Source organism: Mesorhizobium sp. M1295, from assembly GCF_040318135.1.
Taxonomy (GTDB): domain Bacteria; phylum Pseudomonadota; class Alphaproteobacteria; order Rhizobiales; family Rhizobiaceae; genus Mesorhizobium.
Window position 1 is genome coordinate 59,868 of the sequence record NZ_JAMYLU010000007.1, and the last position, 24,681, is coordinate 84,548.

At 62.0% G+C, this 24,681-nt stretch carries 30 protein-coding genes; 25 read left to right on the forward strand and 5 right to left on the reverse strand.

What is annotated here, in order from left to right; all coding sequences use genetic code 11:
• Positions 1 to 116: 116 nt before the first annotated feature.
• The 13 genes from NKH29_RS12245 to NKH29_RS12305 all read left to right on the forward strand — a co-directional run bounded on the left by NKH29_RS12245 (position 117) and on the right by NKH29_RS12305 (position 12,384).
• Positions 117 to 1,370, forward strand: coding sequence for a L,D-transpeptidase family protein (locus NKH29_RS12245; RefSeq protein WP_023717271.1), 1,254 nt, complete (start codon positions 117 to 119; stop codon positions 1,368 to 1,370).
• A 303-nt stretch (positions 1,371 to 1,673) separates the two neighbouring features.
• Positions 1,674 to 2,987 carry a serine hydroxymethyltransferase gene (gene glyA, locus NKH29_RS12250; RefSeq protein WP_352845118.1) on the forward strand — a complete coding sequence of 438 codons (1,314 nt, stop codon included), beginning with the start codon at positions 1,674 to 1,676 and terminating at the stop codon, positions 2,985 to 2,987.
• Between the two features lie 68 nt (positions 2,988 to 3,055).
• Positions 3,056 to 3,634: an invasion associated locus B family protein gene (locus NKH29_RS12255; RefSeq protein ID WP_352481232.1), complete on the forward strand. Its 579-nt coding sequence runs from the start codon at positions 3,056 to 3,058 to the stop codon at positions 3,632 to 3,634.
• A gap of 153 nt (positions 3,635 to 3,787) precedes the next feature.
• On the forward strand, positions 3,788 to 4,297 hold the full coding sequence (gene nrdR, locus NKH29_RS12260; RefSeq protein ID WP_352481231.1) for a transcriptional regulator NrdR: 510 nt from the start codon (positions 3,788 to 3,790) through the stop codon (positions 4,295 to 4,297).
• A gap of 2 nt (positions 4,298 to 4,299) precedes the next feature.
• Positions 4,300 to 5,430, forward strand: coding sequence for a bifunctional diaminohydroxyphosphoribosylaminopyrimidine deaminase/5-amino-6-(5-phosphoribosylamino)uracil reductase RibD (ribD, locus tag NKH29_RS12265; protein WP_352640061.1), 1,131 nt, complete (start codon positions 4,300 to 4,302; stop codon positions 5,428 to 5,430).
• 30 nt (positions 5,431 to 5,460) lie between these two features.
• A complete protein-coding gene (locus NKH29_RS12270; protein ID WP_352449304.1) occupies positions 5,461 to 6,078 on the forward strand; it encodes a riboflavin synthase in 618 nt (205 codons plus the stop codon).
• Positions 6,079 to 6,208: 130 nt separating this feature from the next.
• Complete coding sequence (gene ribH / locus NKH29_RS12275) at positions 6,209 to 6,703, forward strand: 6,7-dimethyl-8-ribityllumazine synthase (protein WP_023717278.1); 495 nt, start codon at positions 6,209 to 6,211, stop codon at positions 6,701 to 6,703.
• Entirely contained in the window at positions 6,700 to 7,200 is a 501-nt protein-coding gene (nusB, locus tag NKH29_RS12280) for a transcription antitermination factor NusB (protein ID WP_023717279.1), read from the forward strand. The genes ribH and nusB overlap by 4 nt, the downstream gene beginning before the upstream one ends.
• A complete protein-coding gene (locus NKH29_RS12285) occupies positions 7,197 to 8,414 on the forward strand; it encodes an MFS transporter (RefSeq protein ID WP_352999673.1) in 1,218 nt (405 codons plus the stop codon). Before nusB ends, NKH29_RS12285 begins: the two co-directional genes overlap by 4 nt.
• A 159-nt stretch (positions 8,415 to 8,573) precedes the next feature.
• Positions 8,574 to 9,485: a glycine betaine ABC transporter substrate-binding protein OsmF gene (gene osmF, locus NKH29_RS12290; protein ID WP_352999674.1), complete on the forward strand. Its 912-nt coding sequence runs from the start codon at positions 8,574 to 8,576 to the stop codon at positions 9,483 to 9,485.
• 42 nt (positions 9,486 to 9,527) lie between these two features.
• The gene (locus NKH29_RS12295; RefSeq protein ID WP_352857192.1) at positions 9,528 to 10,694 is read left to right on the forward strand and encodes an ABC transporter permease; all 1,167 of its coding nucleotides are present in this window, start codon (positions 9,528 to 9,530) and stop codon (positions 10,692 to 10,694) included.
• 5 nt (positions 10,695 to 10,699) lie between these two features.
• A complete protein-coding gene (locus tag NKH29_RS12300) occupies positions 10,700 to 11,638 on the forward strand; it encodes an ABC transporter ATP-binding protein (protein WP_352481228.1) in 939 nt (312 codons plus the stop codon).
• Complete coding sequence (locus NKH29_RS12305) at positions 11,635 to 12,384, forward strand: ABC transporter permease (protein WP_352857188.1); 750 nt, start codon at positions 11,635 to 11,637, stop codon at positions 12,382 to 12,384. The genes NKH29_RS12300 and NKH29_RS12305 overlap by 4 nt, the downstream gene beginning before the upstream one ends.
• Positions 12,385 to 12,409: 25 nt before the next feature.
• Here NKH29_RS12305 and NKH29_RS12310 read toward each other — a convergent pair whose 3' ends face one another.
• A complete protein-coding gene (locus tag NKH29_RS12310) occupies positions 12,410 to 12,643 on the reverse strand; it encodes a hypothetical protein (RefSeq protein WP_352857187.1) in 234 nt (77 codons plus the stop codon).
• 79 nt (positions 12,644 to 12,722) lie between these two features.
• Here NKH29_RS12310 and NKH29_RS12315 point away from each other — a divergent pair, with 79 nt between their 5' ends.
• Complete coding sequence (locus NKH29_RS12315) at positions 12,723 to 13,223, forward strand: DUF2165 family protein (RefSeq protein ID WP_352587782.1); 501 nt, start codon at positions 12,723 to 12,725, stop codon at positions 13,221 to 13,223.
• 254 nt (positions 13,224 to 13,477) lie between these two features.
• Positions 13,478 to 15,619, forward strand: a complete 2,142-nt coding sequence (locus NKH29_RS12320) for a sodium-translocating pyrophosphatase (protein ID WP_023717286.1) — start codon at positions 13,478 to 13,480, stop codon at positions 15,617 to 15,619.
• Positions 15,620 to 15,741: 122 nt separating this feature from the next.
• On the opposite strand, the gene NKH29_RS12325 is transcribed toward NKH29_RS12320, so the two are convergent.
• Positions 15,742 to 16,275, reverse strand: coding sequence for an outer membrane protein assembly factor BamE (locus NKH29_RS12325; RefSeq protein WP_023717287.1), 534 nt, complete (start codon positions 16,273 to 16,275; stop codon positions 15,742 to 15,744).
• A gap of 114 nt (positions 16,276 to 16,389) precedes the next feature.
• Between NKH29_RS12325 and NKH29_RS12330 the strand changes: the two genes are divergently transcribed.
• The 7 genes from NKH29_RS12330 (at position 16,390) to NKH29_RS12360 (ending at position 21,319) form a co-directional block, all read left to right on the forward strand.
• Entirely contained in the window at positions 16,390 to 16,947 is a 558-nt protein-coding gene (locus tag NKH29_RS12330) for a ubiquinol-cytochrome C chaperone family protein (protein WP_023717288.1), read from the forward strand.
• Between the two features lie 22 nt (positions 16,948 to 16,969).
• Positions 16,970 to 17,518: a YceD family protein gene (locus tag NKH29_RS12335; protein ID WP_023717289.1), complete on the forward strand. Its 549-nt coding sequence runs from the start codon at positions 16,970 to 16,972 to the stop codon at positions 17,516 to 17,518.
• Positions 17,519 to 17,641: 123 nt separating this feature from the next.
• The gene (gene plsX, locus NKH29_RS12340; RefSeq protein ID WP_352481224.1) at positions 17,642 to 18,712 is read left to right on the forward strand and encodes a phosphate acyltransferase PlsX; all 1,071 of its coding nucleotides are present in this window, start codon (positions 17,642 to 17,644) and stop codon (positions 18,710 to 18,712) included.
• Between the two features lie 9 nt (positions 18,713 to 18,721).
• Complete coding sequence (locus NKH29_RS12345; protein ID WP_023717291.1) at positions 18,722 to 19,693, forward strand: beta-ketoacyl-ACP synthase III; 972 nt, start codon at positions 18,722 to 18,724, stop codon at positions 19,691 to 19,693.
• Between the two features lie 104 nt (positions 19,694 to 19,797).
• Positions 19,798 to 20,121, forward strand: coding sequence for an integration host factor subunit alpha (locus tag NKH29_RS12350; RefSeq protein ID WP_023717292.1), 324 nt, complete (start codon positions 19,798 to 19,800; stop codon positions 20,119 to 20,121).
• 247 nt (positions 20,122 to 20,368) lie between these two features.
• Positions 20,369 to 20,911, forward strand: coding sequence for a MerR family transcriptional regulator (locus tag NKH29_RS12355; RefSeq protein ID WP_023717293.1), 543 nt, complete (start codon positions 20,369 to 20,371; stop codon positions 20,909 to 20,911).
• A 75-nt stretch (positions 20,912 to 20,986) separates the two neighbouring features.
• The gene (locus NKH29_RS12360; RefSeq protein ID WP_352815971.1) at positions 20,987 to 21,319 is read left to right on the forward strand and encodes a hypothetical protein; all 333 of its coding nucleotides are present in this window, start codon (positions 20,987 to 20,989) and stop codon (positions 21,317 to 21,319) included.
• Positions 21,320 to 21,440: 121 nt separating this feature from the next.
• Here NKH29_RS12360 and NKH29_RS12365 read toward each other — a convergent pair whose 3' ends face one another.
• A complete protein-coding gene (locus NKH29_RS12365) occupies positions 21,441 to 21,632 on the reverse strand; it encodes a hypothetical protein (protein ID WP_023717295.1) in 192 nt (63 codons plus the stop codon).
• A gap of 317 nt (positions 21,633 to 21,949) precedes the next feature.
• On the opposite strand from NKH29_RS12365, the gene NKH29_RS12370 reads away from it, so the two are divergent.
• Both NKH29_RS12370 and NKH29_RS12375 read left to right on the forward strand, forming a co-directional pair.
• Positions 21,950 to 22,228 (forward strand): helix-turn-helix domain-containing protein, encoded by a 279-nt coding sequence (locus NKH29_RS12370; protein WP_023674515.1) that lies wholly within the window; start codon positions 21,950 to 21,952, stop codon positions 22,226 to 22,228.
• Positions 22,229 to 22,346: 118 nt separating this feature from the next.
• Positions 22,347 to 22,805 (forward strand): YbaK/EbsC family protein, encoded by a 459-nt coding sequence (locus NKH29_RS12375; protein WP_023717299.1) that lies wholly within the window; start codon positions 22,347 to 22,349, stop codon positions 22,803 to 22,805.
• Positions 22,806 to 22,843: 38 nt separating this feature from the next.
• On the opposite strand, the gene NKH29_RS12380 is transcribed toward NKH29_RS12375, so the two are convergent.
• On the reverse strand, positions 22,844 to 23,038 hold the full coding sequence (locus NKH29_RS12380; protein WP_352999676.1) for a hypothetical protein: 195 nt from the start codon (positions 23,036 to 23,038) through the stop codon (positions 22,844 to 22,846).
• A gap of 153 nt (positions 23,039 to 23,191) precedes the next feature.
• On the reverse strand, positions 23,192 to 23,425 hold the full coding sequence (locus NKH29_RS12385; protein ID WP_031193496.1) for a hypothetical protein: 234 nt from the start codon (positions 23,423 to 23,425) through the stop codon (positions 23,192 to 23,194).
• 494 nt (positions 23,426 to 23,919) lie between these two features.
• Here NKH29_RS12385 and NKH29_RS12390 point away from each other — a divergent pair, with 494 nt between their 5' ends.
• Complete coding sequence (locus NKH29_RS12390) at positions 23,920 to 24,219, forward strand: DUF1236 domain-containing protein (protein WP_023717301.1); 300 nt, start codon at positions 23,920 to 23,922, stop codon at positions 24,217 to 24,219.
• Positions 24,220 to 24,681: the final 462 nt, after the last annotated feature.

Genomic DNA, 24,681 nt, shown 5'->3' on the forward strand with positions numbered 1-24,681 from the left:
TGTTTTTACACCGAAGTGATGCGGGCCATGGTTGGCTAATTGTTAAGAAGCCAACTCTAGAGTGCGGGCGAGACCGCCCGGTAGGTTGAGTTGTAGCAAGAATGTCTGGACCGTCCATGAGAACCAGCCGCCGTTTCTTCCTTTCAGGAGCCTCCGCGCTCGCAGCCGCTATGGTCGCCGGCCGTGCCAGTGCGCAGGATGTGATCGGAGATATCCTGAAATCCTCGGCCCGCGGCAATTGGGACGACCAGTTCGACGCCCGCCCCAGCCAGGGCGGCAAGGTGGCCTCGACGCTGCCGATCTTCAGCCTGCAGACCGTTTCGTTTACCGAGCAGGCGGTCGCGCAATACCAGAACATTGTCGCCCAGGGCGGCTGGGAGCCGGTTCCCGACACCAAGAAATTGCAGCTCGGCGTCGACGATCCCGACGTGGTCCCGCTGCGCAAGCGTCTGATGATTGCGGGCGATCTGGCGCAGAGCGCCGGCATTTCGACAGCCTTCGATTCCTACGTCGACTCCGCGGTCAAGCGCTTCCAGGCGCGCCATGGCCTGCCTGCCGACGGGACGCTGGGCCAATATTCTTATGCCGCGATGAATGTTTCGGCGCCAATTCGGCTCGGCCAGTTGCAGACCAATCTGCAGCGGCTGCGCGAGCGCGCCGGCACGCTGGGCAACCGTTACGTGCTGGTCGACATCCCGGGCGCCCAGATCGAAGCCGTTGAGAACGATCGCGTCGTGCTGCGCCATACCGCAATCGTCGGCAAAATCGACCGGCAGACGCCGATCGTCAATTCCAAGATCAACGAGATCATCGTCAATCCCTACTGGAACGCGCCGGTCTCGATCGTGCGCAAGGACATCATTCCGCTGATGCGGAAGGACCCCAACTATCTCAAGGACAGCCACATCCGTCTGTTCGCGCCGGATGGCAGCGAGGTTGATCCGCTGACCGTCGACTGGTCGACCGACGACGCCGAGAAGTACCGCTTCCGCCAGGATCCGGGCGCTGGCAACGCCATGGCCTCGGTCAAGATCAATTTCCCCAGCCCGGACGGCGTCTACATGCACGACACGCCGCAGCAGAGCCTGTTCGGCAAGATGATGCGCTTCGATTCCTCGGGCTGCGTGCGCGTCCAGAACGTGCGCGACCTCGTCACCTGGATTCTGCGCGATACGCCGGGCTGGAATCGCCAGCACTTCGAGGCGGCGATCAAGAGCGGCGAGAACGTCCCGGTGCAGGTCACCAATCCGGTGGCGGTCTATTTCCTCTACATCTCGGCCTGGTCGACGGGGCCGGGCGTGGTGCAGTTCCGCGACGACATTTACGGCCTCGACGGGGCCAACGAGCTGCAGATCACATCCGCGCTCTAAGCAGCTGAGTTCATTTGCAAAAGGCCGCCGGAAGGGGCGGCCTTTTTTGTTGTCGCCGTCGCGCTCTGAACTTTGCGCATGATTCCGAAAATCGGTTCGCCACGGACCATATGCAAACCACGCGGCGCTGTTCACCGAGATCACGCTCACCGAGGCCCTGCTGAAGGGTCGGCAGGCAAGGAAATAGAGGCCGCCAGTCTCTCTGGCGCAATCCGGCCAGCAAATTTCGCGCAGCAAACGTGGCGGGCCGAAAGCAACTGTGTTAATGGCGCGACAGACCCCGAACCTTGAGGATTTCAGCCCATGGCAACAGCAGCGGCAGTGTCGAACAAATTCGAATCCTTTTTCGAAACCACGCTTGCCGATGCCGACCCCGAGATTTTCGGGGCCATCCGCAACGAACTCGGCCGCCAGCGCCATGAGATCGAGCTGATTGCCTCGGAAAACATCGTCTCGCGCGCCGTGCTCGAGGCGCAAGGGTCGATCATGACCAACAAATATGCCGAGGGCTATCCGGGCAAGCGCTACTATGGCGGCTGCCAATTCGTCGATGTCGCCGAGGAACTGGCCATCGAACGCGCGAAAAAGCTGTTCGGCTGCAACTTCGCCAACGTCCAGCCGAATTCCGGCAGCCAGATGAACCAGGCGGTGTTCCTGGCGTTGCTGCAGCCCGGCGACACCTTCATGGGCCTCGACCTCAATTCCGGCGGCCACCTGACGCATGGCTCGCCTGTCAATATGAGCGGCAAATGGTTCAAGGTTGTCTCCTATGGCGTGCGCAGGGAAGATCATCTGCTCGACATGGATGCGATCGAGAAGACCGCCCATGAGACCAAGCCGAAATTGATCCTGGCCGGCGGCACCGCCTATTCACGCGTCTGGGACTGGGAGCGTTTTCGCGAGATCGCCGACTCGATCGGTGCCTATCTGATGGTCGACATGGCCCACATCGCCGGCCTGGTCGCCGGCGGCATGCATCCGTCGCCGCTGCCGCACGCCCACGTGGTCACCACCACGACGCACAAATCGCTGCGCGGCCCGCGCGGCGGCATGATCCTTTGCAATGACGAGGACATTGCCAAGAAGATGAACTCGGCCGTCTTCCCCGGCCTGCAGGGCGGACCGCTGATGCATGTCATCGCCGCCAAGGCGGTGGCTCTGGGCGAAGCGCTGAAGCCGAGCTTCAAGATCTACGCGGAGAGCGTCGTTGCCAATGCCAAGGCGCTGGCCTCCAGCCTGCAGGAAACCGGTCTCGACATTGTCTCCGGCGGCACCGACAATCATCTGATGCTGGTCGATCTGCGTCCCAAGAACGCCACCGGCAAGCGCGCCGAAGCTGCCCTTGGCCGCGCCAACATCACCTGCAACAAGAACGGCATCCCCTTCGATCCGGAAAAGCCTTTCGTCACCTCGGGCGTTCGTCTCGGCACGCCGGCCGGCACCACACGCGGCTTCGGCCAGGCCGAGTTCCGTGAGATCGGCAAGCTGATCACCGAAGTGCTGGATGGACTGAAGGTCGCCAATTCCGATGAGGGCAATGCGGCCGTCGAGGCAGCCGTGAAGGCCAAGGTGGCGGCATTGACGGATCGTTTTCCGCTTTATCCGTATCTTGGTTGACCGACGCTAGTGACCTCCATGTGCGGGACAGTCCCGGTGCGACAGCAAGGCACCTGCGGAGAAGCTCAATGATGCCAACTTTCCGTTTCGCCGGCTTTGGTGCCTTGCTGGCATCGGCTATCTTGCAGCTGTCCGGCCTCGCCTTGGCACAGACCGAGCCGACCCCGGCAGCACCCAAGACAGAGACCTTCGGCAGGTGGTCCACCACGGTGGACGAGGTCAACACCGGTGAGGATGTGCGCAAGACCTGCGCCGCCTCGACGGTCTTTTTCGACGCAAACGGCACCAGTGGCACCCTTACGCTAGCCATCTCGAATGGCGACGTACTGCCGCCCGAGGGCTATCCGAGCCTCATCATCGCCGTGAGAAACGGTGACTTGCCTAAGGGCGACAACATCCCGGCGGTGTTCCGCGACGTCAACGACAAGATCAAGGCTGGTTTTCATCTTATCGCCGACGGCCAGTGGATAGTGAACAACAAGCCCGAGACAACCCTCGCCATACTGCGTGCCATGCGCCGTACCAGCGCCCTCGATGTCAGCTTCGCCGACAAGCCGGTCGCGACCATATCGATGGACGGCTTCACCAAGGCCTATCGCTATCTCGGCACGTCCTGCGGCTTCCCGACCGGCGACGTCGCTCCCTGATTGGCGGATTGCCGTCCGACTGATTGCCGCTCTCGCAATTTTCCTCGTGCCTCGCTATCTCTGAGACGCGATCGGTCATCGGCCATACTTTGCCATCGTGGCAAAAACCTCTAAGCCTTTCGCTCCACGAGAATCGCGAACCGAAGGCTCTCCATGCGCTGTCCCTACTGCCAGTCCGAAGATACGCAGGTGAAGGATTCGCGCCCCGCCGAAGACGGCGCGGCGATCCGCAGGCGGCGCGTCTGCCCGGATTGCGGCGGCCGCTTCACCACTTTCGAGCGCGTCCAATTGCGCGATCTCGTCGTGGTGAAGAAGTCGGGACGCAAGGTGCCGTTCGACCGCGACAAGCTGCTGCGCTCGGTCGAGATTGCGGTACGCAAGCGTAACGTCGACCCGGAGCGCATCGACCGCGCGGTGACCGGCATAGTGCGCCAGCTGGAAAGCTCGGGCGAGACCGAGGTCGCCTCCGGCGAAGTCGGCCGGCTGGTCATGGAGGCGCTTAAGTCGCTCGACGATGTCGCCTATGTGCGCTTTGCCTCCGTTTACCGCAATTTCCGCGAGGCCAAGGATTTCCACGACGTGTTGGGCGAGCTCAAAGGCGACGAGCTCAAAAGTGACGAGCCCAGGGGCGGAGAGCTGAAGAGCGAAGAGGACGCCGGCTGAGCATGGCAGGGTCCGAGCGCAGCACGGCGAAGCAAGAGGTCCTCGATCGCCGCTATATGGCGGCAGCCCTCAGGCTGTCGCGCAAAAATGCCGGCCGGACGTCGACCAATCCTTCCGTCGGCACGCTCATCGTACGCGATGACGGCGACGGGCCAATGATCGTCGGCAGCGGCGTCACGGCCGTCGGCGGCCGGCCGCATGCCGAAACCGAGGCGCTGGCCGAAGCCGGTGAGCTGGCGCAAGGCGCCACCGCCTATGTAACGCTGGAGCCTTGCGCCCATCACGGCCGCACGCCGCCTTGCGCCAATGCGCTGGTCAGCGCCGGCGTGGCGCGGGTGGTTGGCGCTGCCAGCGATCCGGACCCGCGTGTTTCCGGCAAGGGCTACGCCATCTTGCGTGCCGCGGGCGTCGAGGTGATGGAAAAAGTGCTGGCGGCCGAGGCCGCGGAGCAGATGGCCGGCTATTTGATTCGATCTCTGAAAAAACGCCCAGAAGTGATTCTGAAGCTTGCGCTTTCGAGCGACAATAAGATCGGCGTGAAAGGCGAGGGGCAGGTCTCCATTACCGGCGATATCGCGCGGCGCGAAGTCTATCTGATGCGCGCCGAAGCGGACGGCATATTGATCGGCATCGGCACCGCGCTGGAGGACGATCCGGCGCTGACGGTGCGGCTGCCGGGACTTGAGAACCGTTCGCCGGCGCGCATCGTGCTCGACCGCCAGATCAGGCTGCCGGAGACCTCGAAGCTGGTTTCCGGCGTCGACCGGGTCCCGCTCTATGTCGCCGCGTGTGCCGAGGCCGATCCACGTCGGCGGGCCGCGCTCGAACGCACCGGAGTGCGCTTCATCGGCACTGAGACGTATGAAGGCGATATTGCGCTGCCGGAACTGCTCGAGGATCTGGCGGCGCTGGGCATGGCGAGCGTGCTGGTCGAGGGCGGCGCCAAGGTGGCCAAGGCGTTCCTCGACGAACAACTCGTCGATCGCATCGTGCTGTTTCAGGGGCCGGATGCGATCGGCGAGGACGGCATTGCATCGCCGATAGATGCCAACCATATCCCGCCGGGATTTCGCAAATTGCGCGACATGCGTTTCGGCGAAGACACATATGCCGAATGGACAAGAGACATTTAGGACCGAACTGATGTTCACTGGGCCAAAGTAATGTTCACTGGAATCGTCACCGATGTCGGCACCGTCGCCGCCGTGAAGCCGCTCAGGGAAGGCGTCGGTTTGCGCATCGACACCGCCTACGATCCGCAGACCATTGCCATTGGCGCTTCAATTTCGTGCGGCGGCGTCTGCCTGACGGTAACGGGATTGCCGGAAGACGGCGCGAACGCACGCTGGTTCGAAGTCGAGGCCTGGGAAGAAGCACTCAGGCTGACGACCGCGATGGGCTGGAAATCCGGCACGCGCATCAACCTGGAGCGGGCGCTGAAGATCGGCGACGAGCTTGGCGGCCATATCGTGTCAGGCCATGTCGACGGAATGGCCGAGATCGTGGCCCGCAAGGAAGAGGGTGACGCCGTTCGCTTTACTCTGGAAGCACCGCGCGAGCTTGCCAAATTCATCGCCCCCAAGGGTTCCGTCGCGCTCGACGGCACTTCGCTCACCGTCAACAAGGTCGAAGGCACCCGCTTCGACGTGCTATTGATCCACCACTCGCTGACGGTCACCACCTGGGGCGAACGCCAGGTCGGCGACCGCGTCAACCTCGAGATCGACACCATGGCCCGCTACGCGGCGCGACTGGTGGAGGCGGCCAAAGAGGGACTTTGAGGCGATCGCCCATAAAGTCCATTCCCTGATGCGGCCGCCACCGGGTTGGCCTTGAACGTTCCTTCAGCAATCTTCCGCTTGCGATCAAACCGGCTTCGGCCTAAGTCACCGGCGATCCCCGGAGACATCTATGGCTGGCACATCCCAACACGGCAAAGCGTTCATCCGTCCGAAGAAGAAGGCCCACCTTCTTGTCATCGAGGCGCGCTTTCACGACGACCTTGCGGACGCGTTGCTCGAAGGCGCGACCAGCGCGCTCGACGAAGCGGGCGCGACATACGATGTCGTCACCGTTCCGGGCTCGCTCGAAATCCCGGCGGTGATTTCCTTCGCGCTCGACGGTGCTTCCGAAGGCGGGACGAGCTATGACGGTTTCGTCGCCCTCGGCACGGTGGTCCGCGGCGACACCTATCATTTCGATATCGTCGCCAATGAATCCAGCCGTGCCCTGATGGACCTGTCCGTGCAGGATTCAGTCTGCATCGGCAATGGCATCCTGACCACCGAAAACGACGAACAGGCCTGGACACGGGCCAGGCGCTCCGAAGGCGACAAGGGCGGCTTTGCGGCGCGTGCGGCGCTGACCATGATCGCCCTAAAGGAACAACTGGGAGAGCGAACGTGAGCGAACCCGCTTCGCCCGGCCAGCCTGCGGTTCGCCATGCCAACAAGCGCGGTGCTGCCCGCCTGGCGGCTGTGCAGGCGCTCTACCAGATGGATGTCGCCGGCAGCGGCGTGTTTGAGATCACCGCCGAATACGAGGCGTTCAGGCTCGGCAAGGAAGTCGACGGCGCGCTCTATCGCGAGGCCGATGCGCAATGGTTTCGCGCCATTCTTGCCGGCGTTGTCGAGCACCAGAAGACCATCGATCCGATTATCCGCCAGGCGCTGACCGAGGACTGGCCGCTGTCGAGGCTCGATTCGACGTTGCGCGCCATATTGCGTGCCGGCGTCTACGAATTGATGAAACGCGAGGACGTGCCGGTGGCGGTCATCGTCTCCGAATATGTCGACATCGCCAAGGCATTTTACGAAGAAGACGAGCCGAAACTGGTCAATGCGGTGCTTGATCGCGTGTCGCGCCGCGTGCGTGGCGAGGGCCGCGGCAAGGACGCCTCATGACTGCTATCGGCGTCGTTGAGGCCGGCAAGGAAGCGCGTCGCACCGCTTTCATCCTCGCAGCCTCGCAGGCGATCATCGGTTCGGCGGCACCCATCGCCATTTCCATGGGCGGACTGGCCGGGCAGTACCTCCTCGAAGCCGACAAGTCGCTGGCAACCGCGCCGATCACCGGCTTCAATGTCGGCGTGGCGCTCGGTTCCCTGCCGGCCGCGGCGATCATCCGCCGGCTCGGCCAGCGCGACGGCTTCATGACCGGCACTGCGGTCACAGCGCTTGGCGGGCTGGTCGCTACGTTGGCGCTGTTTCATGCCAGCTTCTGGCTGTTCGCTTTCGGCCTTGCCGTGATCGGGATCGGCGGTGCCTTTGTCCAGCAATTCCGCTTTGCCGCCGCCGACAATGCTCCGCCTGAATTCAAGGCGCGCGCCATCTCCTTCGTGCTGGCCGGCGGCATCGTCACCGCCATACTTGGGCCGCAGATCGTCATTTTCACCGGCGACCTGTTCTCGCCGGTGAAGTTTGCCGGCTCGTTTGCGTCCATCCTGGTGCTGGCGGCGGTTGGCGCCGCCATCCTCTCTTTATTGCGCATCCCAGCCAAGGCAACCGAGAAGGTGGAAATCGCCGACAGCGACGCCCGGCCGCTCTTAGAAATCGTCACCAGGCCGCGCTTCGTCGCGGCGCTGTTTTGCGCCATCGGCAGCTACGCGCTGATGAGCTTCGTCATGACCGGCGCGCCACTGGCCATGGTCGGCTGCGGCCTTTCGACCGACGACGCCACGCTCGGCATTTCCTGGCATGTGATGGCGATGTTCGCGCCGAGCTTCTTCACGGGGTCGCTGATTTATCGTTTTGGCGCGGAGCGGATCGTGGCCATCGGCCTGGTGCTGCTCATTGGCTGCGGTATAGTCGCGCTGTCGGGGTTGGCACTGTGGCAGTTCTGGACAACGCTGATCCTGCTCGGCCTCGGCTGGAACTTCAGCTTCATCGGCGCCACCGCCATGGTGGCTGACAGCTACCAGCCATCCGAAAAAGGCAAGGTCCAGGGGTTCCACGATTTCGTCCTGTTCGGCTCCGTCGCCTTCGCCTCGCTGATGTCGGGCGCAGTCTACAATGCCTGGGGCTGGGAGATGCTGAACTGGATGATTTTTCCGGTCGTCGCGCTGTGCTTCGTGGCACTGGGCGTGTTGAAGATGACGGGCTTGCGTGCGGCCAGCTGACGCCACGCTGTCGGGACGAGACAACAGCGGATTCACCCAAATCCGAACAAAATTATTGCGTCCATCACCCCTCTTATGAAACCGTGTACCCCGACGGGGCATCGAAGCCATGCTCATATGCGGCAGCCATATTCCGGTTCACAGCAAGGGATTTGTGATATGTTTTCAATCAAGGTTCTGGCCGGCACCGTGCTGGCGCTCGGCATCACGGTGGCCTCGGCGAGTGCCCAGGTGGTGGTGTCGTCGAAGATCGACACCGAGGGCGGCGTGCTCGGCAACATCATCCAGCTGGTGCTGAACGCCAATAATATCCAGACCACCGACCGCATCCAACTCGGCGGCACGCCTGTGGTACGCAAGGCAATTACGGCCGGCGAGATCGACATCTATCCGGAATACACCGGCAACGCCGCATTCTTCTTCGAGAAGGCCGACGATCCGGTGTGGAAGGATGCCGCTAAGGCCTACGAGACTGCCAAGAAGCTCGATTACGACGCCAACAAGATCGTCTGGCTGTCCCCGTCACCGGCTAACAACACCTGGGCGATCGCCCTGCGTAAGGAGGTCGCCGATACCAACAAGCTCGTCACCCTTTCCGACTTCGGCAAATATGTCTCGGGCGGCGGCAAGGTGGTGCTGGCGGCGTCCGCCGAGTTCGTCAATTCGGCGGCCGCGCTGCCCGCTTTCCAGAAGACCTACGGCTTTACGCTGAAGCCGGACCAGTTGATCACGCTGTCGGGCGGCGATACGGCGGCGACCATTGCCGCTGCGGCCAACCAGACCAACGGCGCCAACGCGGCCATGGTCTACGGCACCGACGGCGGCATCGCGCCCTCCGGCCTCGTCGTGCTTGAGGACGACAAGGGTGTGCAGCCGGTCTACCAGCCGGCGCCGATCATCCGCGAGGCGGTGCTGAAGGAGCACCTGGAAATCGAGACGCTGCTGAAGCCGGTCTTCGCCAAGCTCGATCTCGTCACGCTGCAGGAGTTGAATGGCCGCGTCCAGGTTGGCGGCGAACCGGTCAAGGGCGTCGCCGAAGACTTTTTGAAAAAGAACGGCTTCCTCAAGTAAGGCGATTCCGGCGCGCCGCTTTCGAGGTGCGCGGATCGGCCGATGGGGGAGGGCGTGCGCATCCGGTTTGACAAGCTCGGCGTGGTTATCGCGGCGATATCAGCCTATGCGGCTTTTGCGGCACCATTCGCCACGTTCCGCGCCAATCGCATCGTACCCGGCGAGGCGAGCTCGATCCTCGAATCTTTGCCTGCGGCGGTCGGTCCGCTATTGATGGCGATTGTTGTCGCAGCGGCGCTCATTGCATTGCTGAAAACGCCGCTTGCTCTGCGCCTCGCCGCCAGTGTGGTTGCACTTGCGGCGCTGGCGCTGCTGATCGGCGTTGCCGGCAGCTTCCTGACGCCCGCCGGCAACACCTTCGCCCGTATCTCGCCGGCTTCGGGCTTCTGGCTGTTTATCTTCGCCTTCACGCTTCTGCTCGCCGACGTGCTTACAAGGCTGAACCTGTCGCCGCAGGCACGGGTCGGCGTGCTTGTTGTCGCCGCAGCGGCGATCGGCCTGCTGCTGGTCTCGGGGAGCTGGAACAGCCTGTCGATCCTCAAGGAATATTTCAATCGCGCCGATAGTTTTTGGGCGGAAGGCTCCAAGCACGTGACGCTGGCGCTGGGTTCGCTGGCGGCAGCAGTGATTATCGGCCTGCCGCTCGGCATCCTCTGCCACCGCGTCGAGAAATTGCGGGCCGGCGTGCTCAACGTGCTGAACATCATTCAGACCATTCCTTCGATCGCGCTGTTCGGCCTCTTGATAGCACCGCTCGGCTGGGTCGCTTCGCATGTGCCGGGTGCTGCCGCGCTCGGCATTCGCGGCATCGGCACGGCGCCGGCTTTCGTCGCCCTGTTCCTCTATTCACTGCTGCCGGTGGTGGCCAACACCGTGGTCGGCCTTGCCGGTGTGCCGCGTGCCGCCAACGACGCAGCGCGCGGCATGGGCATGACCGACCGCCAGCGGCTGTTCGGCGTCGAGTTTCCGCTGGCTTTCCCGGTGATCCTCACCGGCATTCGCATCGTGCTGGTGCAGAATATCGGCCTCGCCACCATTGCCGCGCTGATCGGCGGCGGCGGCTTTGGCGTATTCGTATTCCAGGGAGTCGGCCAGACGGCGATGGACCTGGTGCTGCTCGGTGCCGTGCCGACGGTGGCGCTGGCCTTCGCCGCCGCCATCATCCTCGATGCAGTGATCGAAATGAGCGCCAGCAAGCGCAGGGTTTAAACGGCATGATCGAGATCGAAGGCATCACCAAGCGCTACGGCGAGACGACAGTGGTCGACGACGTGTCGATAGTAATCGAGCCGCGCAGCATCGCCGTCATCGTCGGCACCTCCGGCTCCGGCAAGACGACGCTGCTTCGCATGATCAACCGGCTGGTCGAGCCGACATCGGGCGTGATCAAGCTCGACGGCGTCGACAACCGCTCGGTGCCTGATTATGAGCTGCGTCGCAGCATCGGCTATGCCATCCAGGGCCACGGTCTGTTTCCGCATCGCACGGTGGCACAGAACATCGCCACTGTGCCGGTATTGCTCGGCTGGGACGCCAACCGCATCAAAGCCCGCGTCGACGAGCTGATGACGCTATATCAGCTCGACCCGCAAGCCTACGGGCCACGCTATCCGCATGAGCTTTCCGGCGGCCAGCAGCAGCGCGTCGGCGTCGCCCGGGCGCTTGCCGCGGAACCCAACGTGCTGTTGATGGATGAGCCGTTCGGCGCGCTCGATCCAATCATCCGCAACAAGGCGCAGGAGGATCTGCTGGCGATCCAGAAGCGCTTCGGCACCACCATCATCCTAGTCACCCATGACATGGAAGAGGCCGTTCACATGGGCGACAAGATCGCGGTGATGGACGGCGGCAAAGTAGTGCAATATGCCGCGCCGGCCGAGATACTGGCGAAACCGGCCAGCGCGTTTGTCGAGACCCTGGTTGGCGCCAGCGAAAAACCGTTCCGGCTGTTATCGCTTGGCCGGGTGCGCGACGCGGTGGAAAAAGGCACGGCCGAAGGCGAGGCGATCCCCGGTGATGCCAGCCAACGCGACGCGTTGGCCGAACTCCTGTGGTCGGGCCGCCCGGCACTGCCGGTGAAAGATACTGATGGCAAATCGCTTGGCCGCGTCACTGTGGATGGACTGGTTAAACGCGCGGCGAGGCCGGCATGAAACCCTGGCTTCCATCACTGCTCAGGCTTGCCCTGGTGGTGCTGCTTATTGCCTTCGTCACCAATCCCGGCTGGTTCGAACCGCTGCTGAAGCCGCTGACAGAGAACAACGCGCCGGTAATCTACAATCAGGGCAGCCTTTTGACGTTGACGCTGCTGCATCTGCAGACCGTCCTGATCGCAACGGTTGCCGCGACGATCGTTGCGGTCGCGCTCGCCATTCTGGTCACCAGGCCAGCCGGCGCCGAATTCCTGCCGCTGTCGCGCAGCCTGGTCAATATCGGCCAGACCTTTCCGCCGGTGGCGGTGCTGGCGCTTGCCGTGCCGGCCGTCGGCTTCGGCGAAAAGCCGACGCTGATTGCGTTGTTTCTCTATGGCCTGCTGCCGATCTTCGAGAACGCGCTGACCGGCCTGACGACGCTGCCGGCCAATGTCGTCGAGGCGGCGCGTGGCGCCGGCATGACCGGCTGGCAAAGGCTGGTCAAGGTCGAACTGCCGCTCAGCGCGCCGATCATCCTCGGCGGTATCCGGCTGTCGGTGGTGATCAGCCTCGCCACCGCGACCATCGGCTCGACAGTGGCGGCGAGGACATTGGGCGAGGTGATCATCGCCGGCCTGCTGTCGAACAACCTCGCCTTCATCCTGCAGGGCGGCCTGATCGTCGCCGCCCTTGCCGTGCTGATCTATGACGGGCTGTCGGCGATCGAGCGCTACACGGGCCGGCGCATGGGGCGCGAGGTGGAGTAGCCCCTCGGGGCAAAGTTCGCTTCTTTCAACGGCCACTCGAACGCGCCGGATGATCGATCGTCAGTTCGAGCGTGGTGCCCGTCTCGCTGGCGATCCAGCGGCGGCGGATGATGGCGAAATCGTGCTGTGTGCCGGCTCTAACCACAGAGACTAAGTCGCCCACCGCGCAATAGCTGTCGAGATCGAGGGTTTCGAGAATCGCGGCAATGTCTTGCTTCCCGGCATAATGTCTCGCGACAGTCGTGAGCACTATGATCACTGGTCCCCCCGTTGCGCGATCTTCGGGACTCGGCGATTGATGAGTGCGATGCCCCGATCTTTCAGCAGGAGTTCTTGCCATGACCGCGCGTTTCTCCAAGATCGTCATGTGTTTGTGTCTGGCGGCTTTCGCCTTCCTTGTCGCCTTCGGCAACATCACCGATTACGGCTCAAACTTCGCCTTTGTCCAGCATGTGCTGAGCATGGACACGACCTTTCCCGGCAACGCCCTGATGTACCGCTCGATCACCAACCCGTCGCTGTGGACGGCGGGCTACTGGCTGATCATCATTGGCGAGGCGCTGACCTGCTTGCTCTACCTAGTCGCCGCCTGGCGACTCTGGCAGGCGCGCAACGCCAGCGGACAGGCATTCAACGATGCCAAGAAGTTCGCCATCATAGCCGCCACCATGGGTTTCCTCGTTTGGTATTTCGGCTTCATGGTCGTTGGCGGCGAGTGGTTTGCCATGTGGCAGTCTTCGACATGGAATGGTCAGGAGGCGGCGTTCAAATTCTACATGACAATGCTGGTGGTGCTGATCTTCGTCGTCCAGCCGGACGGCGACCCGCGCAAAGTTTGACGGCCGTTCGCCGATTTCAATCAGATCTAATCGGATGGCAGTGTCGACAGGCGCGCTGCCGTCCAGCCTTTTGGATGAAACCCGGGATCTTTTGAGCGAAAACCGGACAAAAACCGAACAATATCTTGACGTTCCGAGCCCTGTTTCGCATAAGCCGCTGCGAAGGGACGGATTCCGGTTGCGGAAAATTCGTCCCCTGTCTCAACGGCCCGGGGAGGGGTTCTTTTGGGCCACCAATCGAGGAAAATTCGGCAATGACCATACTTTCAGCTGTCATCGCCTGCGGTCTGCTTTCAGTCCTTTACGCCATCTGGGCGACACGTTCGGTCCTCGCGGCCGATCAGGGCAATGCACGCATGCAGGAAATTTCCGCGGCCATCCGCGAAGGCGCGCAAGCCTATCTGGCGCGCCAGTACACCACCATCGCCATCGTCGGCGTCGTGGTCCTGCTGCTCGCCTGGTGGCTGCTTTCGATCACCGCCGCCATCGGCTTCCTGATCGGCGCCGTTCTATCGGGCGCCGCTGGCTTCATCGGTATGCACGTCTCGGTGCGCGCCAATGTGCGCACCGCGCAGGCGGCGTCCAACAGCCTCGCTGCCGGCCTCGAGATCGCCTTCAAGTCGGGCGCCATCACTGGCATGCTGGTTGCTGGCCTGGCCCTGCTTGGCGTATCGATCTATTACCTGATCCTCACCCAGTTCATGGGCCTTCAGCCCGATGACCGTGTCGTCATCGACTCGTTGGTTTCGCTTGGCTTCGGCGCCTCGCTGATTTCGATCTTCGCTCGTCTCGGCGGCGGCATCTTCACCAAGGGCGCCGACGTCGGCGGCGATCTCGTCGGCAAGGTTGAAGCCGGCATTCCCGAAGACGATCCACGCAATCCGGCCACCATCGCCGACAATGTCGGCGACAATGTCGGCGATTGCGCCGGCATGGCCGCCGATCTGTTCGAGACCTATGCGGTGACCGTGGTCGCCACCATGGTCCTTGCCGCCATCTTTTTCGGTGGCACCGCCGTTCTCGGCGCGACCATGCTCTATCCGCTGGCCATCTGCGGCGCCTGCATTCTCACCTCGATCGCCGGCACCTTCTTCGTCAAGCTCGGTTCCAGCGGCTCGATCATGGGCGCTCTCTACAAGGGCCTGATCGTCACCGGCCTGCTGTCAATTGTCGGCCTTGCCGTCGCCACTTCGGCATGCATCGGCTGGGGTGAGATCGGCACCGTCGCCGGCATGGCCATCACCGGCACGAACCTGTTCATCTGCGGCCTGGTCGGCCTTGTGGTGACAGGCCTCATCGTGGTGATCACCGAATATTATACCGGCACCAACAAGCGTCCGGTGAACTCCATCGCCCAGGCCTCGGTCACCGGTCACGGCACCAACGTCATCCAGGGCCTGGCGGTCTCGCTCGAAGCGACGGCGTTGCCGGCGATCGTCATCGTCGGCGGCATCATCTCGACATACCAGCTCGCCGGCCTCTACGGCACGGCGATCGCGGTGACGACGATGCTTGGCCTCGCCGGCATGATCGTCGCGCTCGATGCCTTCGGCCCAGTCACCGACAATGCCGGCGGCATTGCCGAAATGGCCGGCCTGCCCAAGGAAGTGCGCCAGTCCACCGACGCGCTCGACGCTGTCGGCAACACCACCAAAGCGGTAACCAAGGGCTATGCCATCGGGTCGGCCGGCCTCGGCGCGCTGGTGCTGTTTGCGGCCTACTCTAACGACCTGAAGTTCTTTGCCGCCAATAGCGACAAATACCCCTACTTCCAGGGCATGGGCGACGTCTCCTTCGACCTCTCCAATCCTTATGTCGTCGCCGGCCTGATCTTCGGCGGCCTGATCCCGTATCTGTTCGGCGGCATCGCCATGACCGCCGTCGGCCGCGCCGCCGGTGCTATCGTCGAGGAGGTGCGCAAGCAGTTCCGCGAGGATCCGGGCATCATGGCCGGCACCTCGAAGCCGAACTATGCGCGCGCCGTCGACCTTCTGACCAAGGCAGCGATCCGGGAGATGATCGTTCCATCACTGCTGCCGGTGCTGGCGCCGCTGGTGGTCTATTTCGGTGTCCTCCTGATCTCCGGTTCGAAGGCATCCGCCTTTGCCGCGCTCGGCGCCTCGCTGCTCGGCGTCATCGTCAACGGCCTTTTCGTTGCCATCTCGATGACCTCCGGCGGCGGTGCCTGGGACAACGCCAAGAAGTCGTTCGAAGATGGTTTCGTCGACAAGGACGGCCTCAAGCACCTCAAGGGCTCCGAAGCACACAAGGCCTCTGTGACCGGCGACACGGTCGGCGATCCCTATAAGGATACTGCTGGGCCGGCGGTCAACCCGGCGATCAAGATCACGAACATCGTCGCGCTGCTGCTATTGGCCGTGCTCGCGCACGGCTAAGCTCGGTCGCCACGGCTCAAGACAAAAACCCGCGGGATCGCTCCCGCGGGTTTTCATTGCCTGAGATGTGCCGCCGCTTACAGGGAAGCGAAAAAGAAAAGAAGCCGACACCGTCGAGTGGATCAGGTGCCGCCGAGCGTACTGCCGCCGCTGGCGCCCGGAACACCAGGCGTCAGCTTGCTGGCGCCACTGATGATCTGGCTGAGGAAGTTCTGGTCCTTGCCGCCGGTCGGCGTGGTGCGCGAGATGAAGTCAAACACCTTGCCGTCCTTCAGGCCGTAATTGGCGATCTGGGTGACGCGCCCGTCATCGCCAAAATAGACCGCCAGCACATGCTGGTCGACTAGCCGCGGCTTGTCGAAGGCGACATATCGCTTGCGCGTCTGCGAAATGTAATAAAAGGCCTCGTTGTCGAAGGTCGCCTTCGTCGAGGGAGTGCCGAGCGCCAGCAGCACCTGTTCGCGGCTCGAGCCGACCGGCACCAGGTCGATCGCCTGCTGGTCGATGACGTAGCCCTGCGTCAGCGTCTCGCTCGGATTGAGATCGCCGATCATCTTGGACGAATTGCAGGCGGAAAGCGCGGCAGCGATCACCAGCAGCGAAACCGCACCGGCGGGCCTAGGCAGGAAAGTCGACTTGAATTTCAGCGCGCGCAACTACAACTCCATAAGCTGGCCGCAACTTGCGCTGGGCCGCAAAACCGGTAAACCAGCTTGCTTGCCGATGCAACAAGGCCACTTCAACAAACGGTCCCGGGAGACCACCCTCAAATGTTCCAGCGCCTCTTTGGCCGCGAACGTCACGCCAACCGCGCCATCACCGAGGCGCTTTACGCACAAATCGTGGCGGCGGCGCGGCAACCGGTGTTTTATTCCGCCTGGAACGTGCCGGACACGCCGCTCGGCCGCTTCGAGATGCTGTCGTTGCACATGTTCCTGTTCCAGCACCGGTTGCGCGGCGAGGGCGGTGCTGCGGCAGAGGTTGCGCAGGTGCTGATCGACGAGTTCTTCATGGATGTCGAACATTCGTTGCGGGAATTGGGCATTGGCGACGTCGGCGTGCCGAAGCGAATGCGGAAACTGGCGAAGATGTTCTATGGCCGTACCGCCGCCTATGACGATGCGCTGAAACGAAATGACCATGATGCGCTTGCCGCCGCCCTTTCCCGCAATGTCAGGCCGGATGCCGGCGCCTGGCCGCAAGCGTCGCAACTGGCACTCTATGCCGCCGATGCATCAAGGCAACTCACGCAACAGCCGACCGAATCGATCGTTTCCGGCACGGTGGCATTTCCAGTGGCCAACTCTGAGCGAAGGCAGGCCGAATGAAGGCGGCGAAGTGGAGGCGAAGATGAAACATCCTGATACCCACAGCCCAGTGTCATTCCTGGCAAATGTCGCCCGGATGCCGCAAAAAGGGCTGCCGGTGGTGATCGATGCCGACGCCGGGCAGCGCGCCATACTGGCCGTCGAGCATGAGCTGCTTTCGGTCGAGAACTATCGCGCCGAACTTCTGATCGAGCCGTGGAAGCGCAATGGGGTGAAAGTCAGCGGCCATGTCGAGGCCGATATAACGCAGGCCTGCATCGTCACTCTCGACCCGGTCGAGGCGCATATCGACGAGCCGGTCGAGGCGCTGTTCCTGCCGGAACAATCCAAGCTCGGGCGGCAAGGTTTCGACGGTGGCGGTGAGATCCTGCTCGACGCCGAAGGGCCGGACAGCCCGGAAACCTTTTCCGGCGACGCGATCGACGTCGGGGCGCTTGCCGAACAGTTCTTTGGCTTGGCGATCGATCCCTATCCGCGCAAGCCGGGTGTGTCGCTGGAGGCCGCCGGCGATGCCGAGCCTGTGGAGAATGAATTCCAGCAAAAGCTCAGATCACTGCTGGGAAAATCCTGATGGCTGACCCAATTTGAGAAAAGTTGGTTGTGCGGCAGCCCAAAACCGTTATTTTCGCCGAACCTTCGCGAGCCCCGTACCTTGGCAAGCCCGCTGGCCAAGCAACCGTGAGATGAACACCGCGTGATCAGGATTTCCATCGATGCCATGGGCGGCGATCACGGGCCAAGCGTGGTCATCCCGGCGCTCATGACTGTCGCCACCCGCCGTCCGGACATACGCTTCGTCATCTATGGGCGCGAAGAAGCGGTAAGGCCTGAACTCGCCAAATTCCCCAAGCTAGCGGAGGTGAGCGAGTTCATCCACTGCGAGATCGCAGTCCGGATGGACGACAAGCCGAGCCAGGCACTGCGCCATGGCCGCTGGAAGTCATCGATGTGGAAAGCCGTCGAAGCGGTCAAGGCAGGCACGGCGGACGCCTGCATCTCGGCTGGCAATACCGGCGCACTGATGGCGATGTCCAGATTCTGCCTTCGCACCATGGCGACCATCGACCGCCCGGCGATTGCGGCGCTCTGGCCGACATTGCGCGGCGAAAGCGTGGTGCTGGACGTCGGCGCAACCATCGGTGCGGATGCGCATCAACTGGTTGATTTTGCCATTCTGGGTACCGGCATGGCGCGCTCGGTTTTCGGCATCGAACGGCCGAGCGTCGGCCTGCTCAATGTCGGCGTCGAGGAGATCAAGGGTCAGGAGGAGGTCAAGGAAGCAGGCCGTATGCTGCGCGAGGCCAACATGGCCTCGATGAACTACCATGGCTTTGTCGAGGGTGACGACATCGGCAAGGGCAGTGTCGACGTCGTCGTTACCGAAGGATTTGCCGGCAATATCGCGCTCAAGACGGCGGAAGGCACGGTCAGGCAGATCGCCGGCTACCTGCGCGCCGCGATGAACCGGACACTGATGGCCAGGATCGGCTATATCTTCGCCAAGACCGCCTTCGATCGCCTGCGCGAGAAGATGGATGTCGGCCGCTCCAATGGCGGCGTCTTCCTGGGATTGAACGGCATCGTGGTGAAAAGCCATGGCGGGGCTGATTCGGATGGCTTCGCTGCGGCGATCGAGCTCGGCTACGACATGGTGCGCAACAATCTGCTTGACCGCATCGAGGCCGATCTCGACCTGTTCCATGCCCGCAATCCGAATGCCCAGACAATCCGGAAATCCGACGTCGTCATCGACGCAAAGGAATAGGAAAGAGCATTGATCAGATCAGTCGTGCGCGGCACGGGCGCCGCGCTGCCCCGCCGCATTATGAAGAATGCCGATTTTGAAGGCATGGTCGAGACCTCGGACGAATGGATCGTCCAGCGTACCGGTATTCGCCAGCGCCACATTGCGGCCGACGACGAGACGACGGCCTCTCTGGGTGAGGCGGCAGCGCGGGCAGCCCTCGACAGCGCCGGCCTGACGGCTGACGACATCGACCTGATCGTGTTGGCGACCTCGACGCCCAACAACACCTTTCCCGCGACCGCAGTCGAGATCCAGAACCGGCTCGGCATGCACCACGGTTTTGCCTTCGACCTGCAGGCGGTCTGCTCGGGTTTTGTCTATGCGGTGACGACCGCCGACCTCTATATCCGCGGCGGCTTGGCCAGACGGGTGCTGGTGATCGGCTCGGAAACGTTTTCGCGCATTCTCGACTGGAACGACCGCTCGACCTGCGTTTTGTTCGGCGACGGCGCCGGCGCGATAGTGCTGGAAGCAGGCACGGGGGCAGGCGGCATCGCCGACCGAGGCGTTCTGGCGGCCAGCCTGCGCTCCGACGGCATCCACAAGGACAAGCTTTTTGTCGACGGTGGGCCGTCGACTACCGGAACGGTCGGGCACCTCAGGATGGAAGGCCGCGAAGTGTTCAAGCATGCGGTCGGCATGATCACCGACGTCATCGAGGCGACGTTCGCACAGGCCGGCATCAGCGCCGCTGATCTCGACTGGTTCGTGCCGCATCAAGCCAATAAACGAATTATTGATGCTTCGGCCAAAAAGCTCGGGATAGAGGAGCGGAAGGTGGTGGTGACCGTCGATTTGCACGGTAACACATCGGCTGCTTCCGTGCCGCTGGCACTATCCGCGGCCGTCGCCGACGGCCGCATCAAAAAGGGTGACCTGGTGCTGCTTGAGGCGATGGGCGGCGGCTTCACCTGGGGCGCCGTCCTGCTGCGTTGGTAAGTGCCGAACTAACGGGTTCGGGTCCTTGACCTTGACGGATCAATTACTTAGGTTCTGCCGTTGCTTGTATCGATTTTATTTTTTGAGCTGATGGGACGGTTCGTATGGGGGGAAAGACACTTACGCGCGCCGACCTCGCCGAAGCCGTTTACCGCAAGGTTGGGCTGTCGCGTACTGAATCGGCCGAGCTTGTCGAGGCGGTGCTGAATGAGATCTGCGAGGCGATCGTTCGCGGTGAGACGGTGAAACTGTCGTCCTTCGCGACCTTCCATGTCCGTTCCAAGAACGAACGCATCGGGCGCAATCCCAAGACCGGTGAGGAAGTGCCGATCCTGCCGCGCCGGGTGATGACCTTCAAGTCATCGAACGTGCTGAAGAACCGCATCCTGCGCTCCCATCAAAACAGCAAGGCCAAGGGCAGCAAGTAGATTCCCGATCTCCCTTGCCGAGAATCCATGCTTCAGGCTTCGGTTGAAAAACGAAGCCTGCTTTTACGCCGGGCTTGAATATTGTTTCATAAACCGCTGAAATAAGATGCGATTCGGCAGGCCGGATCGGTATTTGGGTGTGATCCGCCCCGGTGGACGGAAAAGCTGCTCTCTTTGTTTTACCGTGATGTTGCCCAAAAACCGGTCCCCGCCTTTCGCGATCATGCTCTAGCGTGAGGATTCGCCCATGGACAAGAGCCCCGATGCTTTCCGCACCATCAGCGAGGTCGCGGAGGATCTGGATTTGCCGCAGCACGTGCTGCGCTTCTGGGAGACGCGTTTCAACCAGATCAAGCCGATGAAGCGCGGCGGCGGCCGCCGCTACTACCGGCCGCAGGACGTCGAGCTGATCAAGGGCATTCGCCACATGCTCTACGATCAGGGCTATACGATCAAGGGCGTACAGAAGCTGTTGCGCGAGAACGGCAACCAGTTTTTGATCGCCGTCGGCAATGGCGACATGGCGGCGGTCGAGGCGATCTCGCAGCGCCGGCAGGCTGACGCGGTACCGCTGACGCAAGCGGCGCAGCCGCGCGGCCCGGACGACGAGATGCTGGTCGGCCAACCGAGGGTGAAACCCAGCCGTCGTTTTTTCGGCATCGGCAAGACCGACGAGGAAGGCCCGGTTCCACCGGACACGTCAAAACTTTCCCGTGACAATCGCGCATTGCTGCAGGAGGCGCTGTTCGACCTGCTGGAATGCAAGCGCCTGCTCGATCAGGTTCGCTAGAGCCCGCCGGGACTGACCGGAACGGTCTTCAGGGTCATGCGTTAGGCTTCCTTCTGCAGATGAAGGAACCACGTCATGGCATCGCTTTCGAGCATCTCCGAGACCGATCTGAACAAGCAGGTCGCCGCCCTGACCAGGGAACTGGCCACTTTGAAGAAAGCCGTGTTGAAGCGGGGCGGCGCCTATTACGAAGACGGTCGCGATACTGCGTCGGACTATTATTCGGATATCGCCGAGCGTCTCGGCGACACCTTGCCGGCAATCAGAAGGCAAGGTCGGGCGATCGAGAAGACCGCCCGTGATCACCCGGCGACGGCGGCCGCTGTCGGGCTGGTTCTGGTCGGGCTGGTCGCCAGTCTCTTCCTCGGTGGCCGGCAGCAAAAAGCGCCGCGAGCGCGTTCAAGGTAGAGGAAATGCGGTGGTCAGCGGGACCGCCGCCATTTCGTCGACGCGGCAAACCCGGCAAGCTGGCCGCCCTTGATCAAAGACCAAGAACGCCTGCTTGCCGGCTGTCTGTCCCAAGGCGTTTTCAGTACTTCTTCGCCACGACCTTCTTGTGATGATGGCGATAGTGGTGGACGCGGTGATGGTAGTGATGGCGGTGATGCTTCTTGACGGTGGTGTGCATCGTCGCTGCACTCGCGCTGCTCGCGCCGATGATCGGCATCGAAAGGGCAAGTGCGATTGCAAGTCCAAGGGCGGAGAGAAGAGACTTCTTCATGACATCGTTTCCTTTTTGCGCAGGGCGAATTTGAGCGTCACCGATTCAGGTCGGTGACTCGAGCACTGCGGTCAGGACTATCGCCTTGGAGTTTTTCGGCAGTTTTTCCGGCCTGTAGAATTTTGTTTCCGAACTGTGTCTGCCGACGATCAAGCCAGATATGAGCGCGCCGGCATCCGCCATTCATTCCGGCCTCGGTTCACGATGCCGTGACGCTATCTTTGATGCTTGGCAAATCACCGGCGAGCGGGCATTCTCCCGATCGTCTCAGGCAACAACATGATTTGATCTAACTCTTTCATCCCACGGAGTTGCCAATGCCCCAAATAGCAAAACGCGAACCTTACTCCGAATTGGCGGCGAGCGCGGTTACGCCTGAACGCAGTGCCGTCCGAACCGCCCGGGAAGCCCGTGGATACAGCATCGAAGAGCTGTCCCTGGCGTGCGGGCTGGCAGCCTATGAGATTGCCGACATCGAAAGCGGCAAGGATGCCGATCCTTCGAAACGTCGGCGTATTGCCTCCGCGCTTCAGCTTCCGGAAAGCGCTCTGTTCGACGAAGCCGTGTTGCCTGCGAAAAGGCGGTCCGTGTCGTAGCGGCGTGCCATGCGTTTATTCGACGAGCTCGCCATGGGTTGCCCTGGCGAGCTTCGTTTTCCGGCCACGTAGCGGACTTGCCGGCCGCCACGGCGACGCGAGACGGAAATCGCCGGAGATGAGCCTCGAATCCGTTCGCGCTTTCTTCGTCGCCCACGCGCCCGAAATCGACGTCATCGTTACGCAAGCCAGCTCGGCGACGGTGCCTCTGGCTGCCGAAGCGCATGGCGTAGCGCCGGCGCAGATTGCCAAGACGATCTGCCTGCGCGCCGGCGACCAGACGATGCTGATCGTGGCCAGCGGCATCTCCAGGCTGGACAATCGCAAATTCAAGGACCGGTTCGGCGGCAAGGCGCGAATGCTGGATGCCGAGCAGGTGCTCGCCGCGACCGGTCATCCCGTCGGTGGGGTGTGCCCGTTCGGCCTACCGGCACCGCTCCCGGTGTACTGCGACGTCTCGCTGCGCGCCTTTGACGAGGTCGTCCCCGCCGCAGGCGCGACGAACGCCGCCGTCCGGCTCAGCCCGCAACGCATGGCCGAACTCGTCGACGCCGAGTGGGTGGATGTCTGCCAGTAGCCCTTTATCCGGGTCGTGGGATCCGGTGAGCGTTACCGCTATTCGGTCTTCTGTGGCTCTTCTTTCTTGATCGTCTGAGCGTCCGCGGCTGTCGACATATCGGCCTTCTCGACGCTCGCTGTCCTCGTCTGCGTGTCGACCGATGCCTGGACCTTTGAATGCGCGAGGCAATCCGCAGAGGCAGCGGATATGGACAGGGTCAGTGCGGCGGCTGTTGCGAGGAATGTCTTCATGATCATTCTCCTCTTTCATTGGATATTCGTTGGGAAGATTAGCCCGTCTGGCACCGACCGCAAAATCACATTTGTTCACGCGCGCCCTTGCGTGCACGGAAGCCTACGCTGGACCAATAGTTCAAATGGTTGCGCGGATAGCCGCTTGCCGTATCAAAACCCACTGCCTCCGGCCGGAGGATTTTTGGCGTAAAAAATCTCGCCGCTCAGAGCCAGTCTCAAATCTTCGGCGCTGAGCTGACCACTTTCGAACAAATCCATCACCCTGCGGCCGAGCACTTCTCTGCCTGGATCGCCGTCAGCGAGGCCTAGTTCACGGCATCGGGCATCAAGTGCTTTGGCCAACATGGTCAGCTCGGCAGGACAGGTAGCTCCTTGAAGCGACATTGCATCTCTCCCGAAAAGGCCGAAAGGGCGTGTCATCTTCGAAGCGTCCGCTCGCCCTTACAACTGCGGACGACGGCAATTCAACTAGAGCCAACCTTTTTCGAACTCAACATTCGAACGTATTAAAAACGCCGCCCGCGCTCCAATGGGAGGATCCTGCTACAATACGGTATGGCCGTCCGTATAGCGGTTGTCCTAATGCTTCTTTTCGCCTTCGCCTACGGTTTCGCAAAACTCGTGGAACATTATGGCAGCGTTGGCGACAGGCCCTCTCCGTGTGAAGAATTGCCCTATCCTGATTGTCCTGACCCAAAAGCTCCGGGAAGAAACTAAGCCTTGAGCAGGTGCTTGTTTGTAGGCGGCCTCATGGCCATGGCACCGGAGTTCGCCCACCGCCAGCGGAACAACAAGTCTTTCGGCTCGTTTAGGTAAGTAGCCCCGCACGGAAGCATCAAGCACCGTAGCGGAAGGTTGCCTCGCTGGAGGATTGCTATATGGGAAAGCAACTTTTATCTGCTGCGACAGGAATCTTTCTTTTCGTAGGTATCGGAACCGCCGCTGCTCAGGACGTCATCATTCAGCCTGAGCAAGACACGGTGATCCGGGAGTATGTAAAGAAGAAGCCGGTAGCATCCCTGAGCCTTCCCGGTGTTGAGCTCAACATTGGCACCGCTCTGCCCGACACAGTCGAGCTTTACGAAGTGCCGGACGTTCAGTACCGCTATGTAGTCGTCGAGGGACGAACCGTCCTGGTTGATCCAGGTACCCGCAAAATTGTTAAGATCTACGATTGATTTTCTGCCTGAAGCCCGCCGTGCCGAAAAAGCGTCGGGCTTGTTTGCGTTCAGCCGCCAATCGCGGTAGCGGACGATGCGCTCGCGTCCTCACGGAAACCGGCGGGGTGAGCTGCCACGTTTCGTTCCCAGGCCGCCAGCATCCAGGTTGGGTTCTTCATGCTTGCTGCCATTGATCCTTCCGGCATTCCCGCAAGCAACGAGGGCCGGGCACGTTGCGCTTGCTCGACTTTCCTGACCCCGTCGCTGCCGCCCTGAAAAAGTTTCAGGCCAAGCCGGCCGCCGGCGTTGAACCAGTTCGTTCCAACCGCCGGTTGGTGGACGCGCTACCGCTCATGCGCCTAATGTCGACTTGATCCGCGCGCACCTGGCAAGCCCGCCCACCCGAGTCCCCCGCCTGGTGCAACAGCGCTTGATCGGCCCCGCCGTACTTCATGTGCGGCGGGTTTTTATTTACTCGAT